General features: G+C 69.3%; 12 protein-coding genes. 5 read left to right on the plus strand and 7 right to left on the minus strand.

The window, feature by feature from the left end; genetic code table 11:
• From ACLL81_RS14220 to argH, 3 genes are all read right to left on the minus strand, one after another.
• Positions 1-512: diaminopimelate decarboxylase family protein (locus ACLL81_RS14220; RefSeq protein ID WP_411289014.1), on the minus strand; the 512-nt coding region annotated here is incomplete at its 3' end.
• Positions 509-826: a hypothetical protein gene (locus ACLL81_RS14225; protein ID WP_411289015.1), complete on the minus strand. Its 318-nt coding sequence runs from the start codon at positions 824-826 to the stop codon at positions 509-511. The genes ACLL81_RS14225 and ACLL81_RS14220, both read right to left, overlap by 4 nt.
• A complete protein-coding gene (gene argH / locus ACLL81_RS14230) occupies positions 823-2,244 on the minus strand; it encodes an argininosuccinate lyase (RefSeq protein WP_411289016.1) in 1,422 nt (473 codons plus the stop codon). The genes ACLL81_RS14225 and argH overlap by 4 nt, the downstream gene beginning before the upstream one ends.
• Between argH and ACLL81_RS14235 the strand changes: the two genes are divergently transcribed.
• Together ACLL81_RS14235 and ACLL81_RS14240 are read left to right on the plus strand one after the other, a co-directional pair.
• Positions 2,245-2,874, plus strand: a complete 630-nt coding sequence (locus ACLL81_RS14235) for a TlpA family protein disulfide reductase (RefSeq protein WP_411289017.1) — start codon at positions 2,245-2,247, stop codon at positions 2,872-2,874. It begins immediately after the preceding gene.
• A gap of 115 nt (positions 2,875-2,989) precedes the next feature.
• Positions 2,990-3,193, plus strand: coding sequence for a cold-shock protein (locus tag ACLL81_RS14240; RefSeq protein ID WP_411289018.1), 204 nt, complete (start codon positions 2,990-2,992; stop codon positions 3,191-3,193).
• Between the two features lie 3 nt (positions 3,194-3,196).
• Here the strand turns inward: ACLL81_RS14240 and ACLL81_RS14245 are convergent, their stop codons facing one another.
• Positions 3,197-3,622 (minus strand): helix-turn-helix domain-containing protein, encoded by a 426-nt coding sequence (locus tag ACLL81_RS14245; RefSeq protein ID WP_411289019.1) that lies wholly within the window; start codon positions 3,620-3,622, stop codon positions 3,197-3,199.
• A gap of 204 nt (positions 3,623-3,826) precedes the next feature.
• Here ACLL81_RS14245 and ACLL81_RS14250 point away from each other — a divergent pair, with 204 nt between their 5' ends.
• Together ACLL81_RS14250 and ACLL81_RS14255 are read left to right on the plus strand one after the other, a co-directional pair.
• Positions 3,827-4,078, plus strand: coding sequence for a hypothetical protein (locus tag ACLL81_RS14250; RefSeq protein WP_411289020.1), 252 nt, complete (start codon positions 3,827-3,829; stop codon positions 4,076-4,078).
• 64 nt (positions 4,079-4,142) lie between these two features.
• Entirely contained in the window at positions 4,143-5,516 is a 1,374-nt protein-coding gene (locus ACLL81_RS14255) for a deoxyribodipyrimidine photo-lyase (protein ID WP_411289021.1), read from the plus strand.
• Between the two features lie 5 nt (positions 5,517-5,521).
• Here the strand turns inward: ACLL81_RS14255 and ACLL81_RS14260 are convergent, their stop codons facing one another.
• The 3 genes from ACLL81_RS14260 to ACLL81_RS14270 all read right to left on the minus strand — a co-directional run bounded on the left by ACLL81_RS14260 (position 5,522) and on the right by ACLL81_RS14270 (position 6,754).
• Positions 5,522-5,773, minus strand: a complete 252-nt coding sequence (locus ACLL81_RS14260) for a hypothetical protein (RefSeq protein WP_411289023.1) — start codon at positions 5,771-5,773, stop codon at positions 5,522-5,524.
• 15 nt (positions 5,774-5,788) lie between these two features.
• Entirely contained in the window at positions 5,789-6,517 is a 729-nt protein-coding gene (locus ACLL81_RS14265; protein ID WP_411289024.1) for a class I SAM-dependent methyltransferase, read from the minus strand.
• 69 nt (positions 6,518-6,586) lie between these two features.
• The gene (locus ACLL81_RS14270) at positions 6,587-6,754 is read right to left on the minus strand and encodes an alternative oxidase (protein WP_411289025.1); all 168 of its coding nucleotides are present in this window, start codon (positions 6,752-6,754) and stop codon (positions 6,587-6,589) included.
• Between ACLL81_RS14270 and ACLL81_RS14275 the strand changes: the two genes are divergently transcribed.
• Complete coding sequence (locus ACLL81_RS14275; protein WP_411289026.1) at positions 6,681-6,941, plus strand: alternative oxidase; 261 nt, start codon at positions 6,681-6,683, stop codon at positions 6,939-6,941. The two genes, ACLL81_RS14270 and ACLL81_RS14275, sit on opposite strands and share 74 nt — an antisense overlap.
• The last annotated feature ends 151 nt before the right edge of the window (positions 6,942-7,092 follow it).

Consider the following 7,092-nt stretch of genomic DNA (forward strand, 5'->3'; position numbering starts at 1 on the left):
TCCGCCTTGCCGGTGGAGATCTTGGCGTGGCCGCCAGCCTCCACGTCGGGGTTCACCCGGATGGCCACCTGGGCCCGGGTCCCCAGCCGCTGGGCCACGGCGTCCACCAGCCGAAGCTCGGCCTCGGACTCCACGTTGATCTCCGCCACCCTGGCCCCCAGGGCGAAGGCGATCTCGGGCTCGGTCTTGCCGACCCCGGAGAACACGATCCGCTCCGGCGGCACGCCGGCGGCCAACGCCCGGCGCACCTCGCCCTCCGAGACCACGTCCGCCCCGGCGCCCAGCTGGGCCAGGGTGCGCAGCACCGCGATGTTGGAATTGGCCTTCACCGCAAAGGCGATCAGCGGATCAGCGACGCCGGCGGATATCAGGGCGTCGCGCAGCACCGTGTAGTGCCTGGCCAGGGTCGCCGACGAATAGACATAGACCGGCGTGCCCACGGCCTCGGCGATGGCCGTCAGCGGCACGTCCTCACACCTGAGCTCGCCCCTCAGGAGCTCGAAGTGATTCACCGGCGCGGGTTGGCGTAGGGATCCGGCAGGGCGCCCGGAGGCCCCGACTGGGTCGGATTGGGCGAAGTGCCCTCGATCGGCAGGGTGCGCGGCGGGGCCGGATCGGTGGTGCGGTCCCGCGGATCGATGGTGTCCACCGGGCGGGTGGGGTCCTGGGCCTGGCGCACCTGCTCGTCTGCGGCCCGCGTGGTGGCGCGCTCATGGCCGAACAGCGGGCCAGGACGCTCCAGCGCGCCTCTCTTGCCGCAGGCGGAGAGCCCCACGGCGGCGATCAGGACCAGCGCGCAGGCGCCGGCTTTCGTGCGAACGCTCATGCCAGGGTCTCCTTCCAACGTTTGATCTGGGCCCGCACCTGGTCGGGTGCGGTTCCGCCATAGCTCGTACGGCTAGCCACCGAGGCGGACGGGGTCAGCACATCATGAACGCCCGCCGTGATCCGCGGCTCCAGGGCCTGGAGTTCGGCCAGGGGCAGGCCGGGCAGGTCGCAGCCCAGCGCCTCGCAGCGCTTCACGGCGGCGCCGGTGATGTGGTGGGCGTCGCGGAACGGCAGCCCCAGCTCGCGCACCAGCCAGTCGGCCAGATCCGTGGCGGTGGAAAAGCCCGCGCCGGCGGCGCTCGCCATGCGCGCGGCGTTGGCCGTCAGGTCCGCGACCATGCCGGCCATGGCGCCCAGTGCGAGCTCCAGGGCGTCGAAGGCCTCGAAGGTGGGGACCTTGTCCTCCTGCATGTCCTTCGAATAGGTCAGCGGCAGGCCCTTCATCACCACCACCAGTTGGGTGAAGGACGCTAGCATCCGGCCGGCCTTGGCCCGCACCAACTCGGCGGCGTCGGGGTTCTTCTTCTGCGGCATGATCGACGAGCCGGTGGTGAAGGCGTCCGACAGGGCCACGAACCCGAACTGCGGGGTCATCCAGATGACGATCTCCTCCGCCAGGCGCGAGAGATGGACCGCGCAGATGGTGGCGCAGGCCAGAGCCTCAAGGGCGAAGTCACGGTCGGCGACGCTGTCCAGCGAGTTGGCGGTGGCCCGGTCGAAGCCCAGCGCCTTGGCGGTCATCGCCCGGTCGATAGGGAAGGGTGAGCCGGCCAGGGCCGCCGCGCCCAGCGGGCTCTCGTTCATCCGCAGCCTGGCGTCGGCAAAGCGTGCGGCGTCGCGGCCGAACATCTCCACATAGGCCATCAGATGGTGGCCGAAGGTCACCGGCTGGGCCGGCTGCAGGTGGGTGAAGCCCGGCATCAGGGTAGCGGCGTGGGCCTCGGCCTTGGCCAGCAGCGCCTTTTGCAGCGCGTTGAGCTGCAGCCCGGTCCGGTCACAGGCCTCGCGGACCCACATGCGAAAGTCGAGGGCTATCTGGTCGTTGCGCGAGCGCGCTGTGTGCAGCCGGCCGGCCGCGGGCCCGATCAGCTCGCGCAGCCGGGCCTCCACGTTCATGTGGATGTCTTCGAATTCCTCGCGGAACGGGAAGCTCCCGGCCTCGATCTCCCGGCCGATGGTGTCCAGACCCCCCAGGATCGCCGCCGCATCCTCGCTTGAAATGATCGCCTGCTTGCGCAACATCGCCGCGTGCGCGCGGGAGCCGGCCAGGTCCTGCGACGCCAGCCTGCGGTCGAAGCCGATGGAGACGTTGATCGCCTGCATCAGCTCGGCCGGTTTGCCGGAAAAGCGGCCGCCCCACATCGCCTGCCCGGCGGGGGCGGGGTCTTCGGGCGCGTCAGAGGAGTGATCGGTCATATGAGCGAAGATCCGAGTGCGGCGAAGCCCAGGGGCCGGGTTCTGATGTGGGCCCTCTGGGGCGCCGCCCTCCTGGGCGTCGCTGCGGTTCTCTACATCATGGCCCAGGCATTGACCAAGCAGGCCCCGACTGCGCCCTCGCCGGCCCCCGGCGCGTCGTCAGCCGCGTTCCAGAGCAAGCTCAAGGTCCTGGCGGACGCCGGACCCGCCCCGGACCTGGTGTTCCACGACGAGGCCGGCAAGCCGCGCACCCTGGCCGACTTCAAGGGCAAGGTGGTGGTGATGAACATCTGGGCGACCTGGTGCGCCCCCTGCGTCATCGAGATGCCGACGCTGGCGAAGCTGCAGGCGGCCTATGCGGACAAGCCCGTGGAGGTGGTGGCGATCAGCATCGATTCCGAAAGCTCGGCCCTGAAGGCCAAGCTGTTCATCGCCAGCAACGACCCGCTGAAGTTCTACCACGACCGCAACATGAAGCTGCCGTTCGCGCTGAAGCCCGCCGCGCCGGGCGCGCCGACCACGGTCATCTATGGCGCCGATGGGGTGGAGCGCGGTCGCGTGGAGGGCGAAGTCGACTGGTCCGGCCCCGATGCCAGGGCGCTGATCGACAAGGTGCTGGCTGAGGGGTGAACGGCTTTTTAGTTGACCGGCCGGGCGTCAGACCGGACCATCGCTACTCGACGGGCGAGACGCTGTGTCTGCGTCAGGCCTGAGCGAGACGCGGGCGGGTAGGAGACGGACGAAAATGACCACCGGGACGGTTAAGTGGTTCAATAGCACCAAGGGTTTCGGCTTCATCGAGCCGGAGGACGGCGGCAAGGATGTGTTCGTGCACATCTCGGCGGTGGAAAAGGCGGGTCTGAGCAGCCTCAATGAGGGCCAGCGCGTCAGTTTCGAGCTGACGGAAGAACGCGGTAAGACCGCCGCGGTGAACCTGAAGGCCGAATAGGCCTCAGGCGCTGGCGGCGGTCGCCTTCGAGCGGCCGGCGCCCCCGGCGCCCGTGAGTGAGCGCAGCAGGCCCACCAGGGAACTGCGCGACTCCGGCGCCAGCCTCTCGTAGGCGACCAGCAGCTCCAAGGCGCCGGGCGTGCGCATGCGTGTCAGCATGTCGAGGTCGGTGGTGGTCTCGCGGTCAGGCCCGTCGAGGACGTCCATCAGGTCGGTCACGCGGCATTTGAGCGCCCGGGCGATCTGCACCAGCCGTGAGAATGAGATGCGGTTCGCGCCGTTCTCGTACTTCTGAATCTGCTGGAAACTCACCCCGCACTGGTCGGCGAGCGCCTCCTGCGACAGGCCGATGGTGCGCCGCCGGATGCGGACCGCGGCCCCTAGCGCGATATCCATGGGGTCCGGAGCCCTGATAGACGTGTCCAGCATCGCATCTTCCTCGCCTGCGCCAAGTGTTCTGCCCGCTAACCTCCCCCCGGGGACGCGGCGCCTCGGCTAAGCGTCAGTAAAGGCTTTTGTTGCATCCTTGAAAAGACCCGACACGAAACGCAATGTGCGTAGCGCGGCGATTAAGCTTCTGGTCACCGAAGCACCGCCTGTTGCGAGGCTTCCGGCGTAACGATTTCGGGGCCCATGCGCGCTTTCCGCACACACCCACCGTTCGATCATGGCGCGGCCCTCAGGGTCCCGCCGCCACATGACGCTCAAAGCTGGCGGGCGCTGTGGAGCTGGCTGGGCGACGACGCCCGCTCGGTGGCGGAGGCCGCCGCGGTGCAGGTGCGAACGCCGGATGGCCTCGTGGTGGCGCACTGCGGCGACTGGATCGTGCTGTCGGTCTCGGGGGCTTTCCATGTGGCCCATGCCGTCAGGACCTGCGACGCTTGACGGGGCCGCATCCGCCGAGGATTCCCTGCGTATCTTCGGGTGTAAACGCAGCCGGGGGACGCGGGTGATCCAGTCGACGCGAATCAAGGTGCTGCGCGACGCCCCTGTGCGGACCGGCGCCCGCTACGTCCTCTACTGGATGCAACAGTCGCAGCGGGCGGGCTTCAATCCGGCGCTGGAGTATGCCGTCGAGACGGCCAATGACCTCGACCTGCCGATCCTGGTCTGTTTTGGACTGACGGCGTTCCCGGAAGCCAACGCGCGACACTACGCCTTCATGCTGCAGGGCCTGGCCCGGGTCGAGCAGGCCCTGGCGGCGCGCGGGATCGCCTTCGTGATCCGCAAGGCCGAGCCGGACCGGCTGGCCCTCGACCTGTCGGCCCAGGCCGCGGTGGTGGTCTGCGACCGCGGCTACCTGAAAATCCAGCGCACCTGGCGCGCCCGCCTGGCCGCGGCGATCGCCTGTCGCCTGGTGCAGGTGGAGGGCGACGTGGTGGTCCCGGTAGAGACCGCGTCGGCCAAGCACGAGTACGCCGCCCGAACCCTGCGGCCGAAGCTGCACCGGCTCTGGGAAGACTACATTGAGGACCTACGGCCGCGGCCGGTCCGCCACCGTGCCAGCGACCTCGGCGCGCACGGCGACATATCCCTTTCGGATGTGTCTGCGGTGCTGGCCGGGCTGAGGATCGATCAGGCGGTGGGGCCCGTGCGCCGCTTCGCCTCGGGCGAGGAAGCCGCCCGCGGGCGGTTGGCGGATTTCCTGGACGACGGCCTGGCCCGCTACGGCGCCGAGCGCGGTCGGCCGGAGGCGGGCGCCGCCTCGCACATGAGTCCCTACCTGCACTTCGGTCAGATTTCGCCGGTGGAGATCGCGCTGGCCGTCCGCGCCGCGCGTGACGGCGGCGGGCCGGACAAGGCCAGCTACCTGGAGGAGCTGATCGTGCGGCGCGAGCTGTCCATGAACCACGTCTTCCACGCCCCCGACTACGACCGCTGGGAGACGATCCCGGATTGGGCGCGCAAGACGCTGGAGGCGCATGCGAGCGACCCGCGGCCACACCTCTACACCCGCGCGCAGTTCGAGGCGGGGCAGACCCACGACCCCTACTGGAACGCCGCCATGCGCGAGATGGCGGCCACCGGCTACATGCACAACCACCTGCGCATGTACTGGGGGAAGAAGATCCTGCAGTGGTCCGCGACGCCCCAGGAGGCGTTCGAGACCACGCTCTATCTCAACAATCGCTGGTTCCTGGACGGGCGCGACGCCAATTCCTTCACCAACGTCGGCTGGATCTTCGGCCTGCACGACCGGCCCTGGGGTCCGCAGCCGGTGTTCGGCACGGTGCGGTCGATGGGCCTGAACACCTTCAAGAAGTTCGACGCGCCGGCCTATGTGGCGAGCGTCGAGGCGCTGGCGGCCGCAGAGCAGACCTAGCGGGCCTAGGGAGCAGTCGGGGCGCAGGCCGCGCCGCACTTGGCGACCGCCGCCACGAGCTGGCGCTTGGTGGTCGCGAGCTCCAGTCGCACCAAGTAGACCTGGGCGTCGGCGCGTTCGATCTCGCTGGCGAGCTTGACCTCGGCCAGCGCCCGGGCGGTTTCGCAGGAGCTCTTGGAGGCCTTGGGCGCGGCGGCGGCGGTCATCAGGCCCACGGTCACGAGGGCGGCGAGGATCGGGAGAACGGGTGGGGTCATGGGATCCTTTAGGCTCTACGGCGCGGCGGGCTTGCGGAACTTCAGGACGAACTGGTCGGTGTTGCGGTTCGCCTCGCGGTCGAACACCTGGGTCTTGCGAGCGTCGGCCGGATTGCGCAGAAGCTGGCTCTCCGCCTCCAGGACGAAGCCCGCGGCCAGCACCTCGCGCTTGACCACCGCCTCGTCGATCCGGTGCAGGGACAGCAGCACGCCCTCGTCGGCGCCGGCGACGGCGGAGTGATCGATGACAAGATAGGTCCCGCCGGGCTTGAGCGCGTCAAACACCGCCTTGTTGAGCTGCGCCCGGCCGGCCCGGATGTCGTGATAGTTCTGGCTGGTCCAGACCATGTCCACCTTCTCGGCGATCCCCAGGTTGAGGGGCGTTCCGGCGGCCAGCGTGATGTTGCCATAGGCCGGATCGGCAGCCAGGGCGCGGGACGCAGGCGCGCGGGGTTCGGAGAAGGGCAGGGTGTAGATGCGGCCCTTGGGCCCCACCGCCTTGGACAAGATGCGGGTGTAGTAGCCGGTTCCGGGAATCATCTCGGCGATGGTCTGGCCGGGGCGGACGCCGGCGAACGCCACCGTCTCGGCGGGCTTGCGGCGGTCGTCACGATAGACGTCGACGCCGGGCCGGCCGGCGTCGGCCACCGCGGCGGCGATGTGGGTGGGAACCTGCGCCTGCGCTGCCTGCGCGGGCAACAGCATCAACGCGGCGCCAAGGCCGATCATGGAGAGATGTTGCAAGCCTGGACCTCACTGTGTTTGAGCCGACATCGGTCCGCCCCGACCGCGTTAGCCGTGGCGTCAGCCGCGTCACGCCTCCAGGCGGATATCGTCGGCGTGGGGCGGATAGGGCGCTGTCGGACGTTCCACAGGCTGGTGGCCCAACTTGCTGGCGAACCCATGATTGACGTCGCGGTGGTGCGCCTCGTCGGCGCGAACCACCAGCACTACGTCGCGCAGCGTCGCGTCGTCGGCCATCGCCAGGCACTACTGGAAGCTGGCCGATGACGCGACGCTGCGCGACGTGGTGCTGGTGGTTCGCGCCGACGAGGCGCACCACCGCGACGTCAATCATGGGTTCGCCAGCAAGTTGGGCCACCAGCCTCTGGAACGTCCGACGGCGCCCTATCCGCCCCACGCCGACCATATCCGCCTGGAGGCGTGACGCGGCTGACGCCAAGGCAGCGTTCCCCCGGCAGGCGATCTGCTGTCTAACGCGGTCGCGCGGACCGATGTCCGCTCGAACACAGTGAGGTCCCGGCTTGCAACATCTCTCCATGATCGGCCTCGGCGCCGCGTTGATGCTGTTGTCGGTG

This window comes from Phenylobacterium sp., assembly GCF_046590535.1.
Classification (GTDB): domain Bacteria; phylum Pseudomonadota; class Alphaproteobacteria; order Caulobacterales; family Caulobacteraceae; genus Phenylobacterium.

What these genes read in the sequence shown, in the direction of transcription:
- ACLL81_RS14225 (WP_411289015.1), bottom strand. Translation starts at nt 826, where the DNA reads ATGAGCGTTCGCACGAAAGCCGGCGCCTGCGCGCTGGTCCTGATCGCC.
- argH (WP_411289016.1), bottom strand. Translation starts at nt 2,244, where the DNA reads ATGACCGATCACTCCTCTGACGCGCCCGAAGACCCCGCCCCCGCCGGG.
- ACLL81_RS14235 (WP_411289017.1), top strand. Translation starts at nt 2,245, where the DNA reads ATGAGCGAAGATCCGAGTGCGGCGAAGCCCAGGGGCCGGGTTCTGATG.
- ACLL81_RS14240 (WP_411289018.1), top strand. Translation starts at nt 2,990, where the DNA reads ATGACCACCGGGACGGTTAAGTGGTTCAATAGCACCAAGGGTTTCGGC.
- ACLL81_RS14245 (WP_411289019.1), bottom strand. Translation starts at nt 3,622, where the DNA reads ATGCTGGACACGTCTATCAGGGCTCCGGACCCCATGGATATCGCGCTA.
- ACLL81_RS14250 (WP_411289020.1), top strand. Translation starts at nt 3,827, where the DNA reads ATGCGCGCTTTCCGCACACACCCACCGTTCGATCATGGCGCGGCCCTC.
- ACLL81_RS14260 (WP_411289023.1), bottom strand. Translation starts at nt 5,773, where the DNA reads ATGACCCCACCCGTTCTCCCGATCCTCGCCGCCCTCGTGACCGTGGGC.
- ACLL81_RS14270 (WP_411289025.1), bottom strand. Translation starts at nt 6,754, where the DNA reads ATGGCCGACGACGCGACGCTGCGCGACGTAGTGCTGGTGGTTCGCGCC.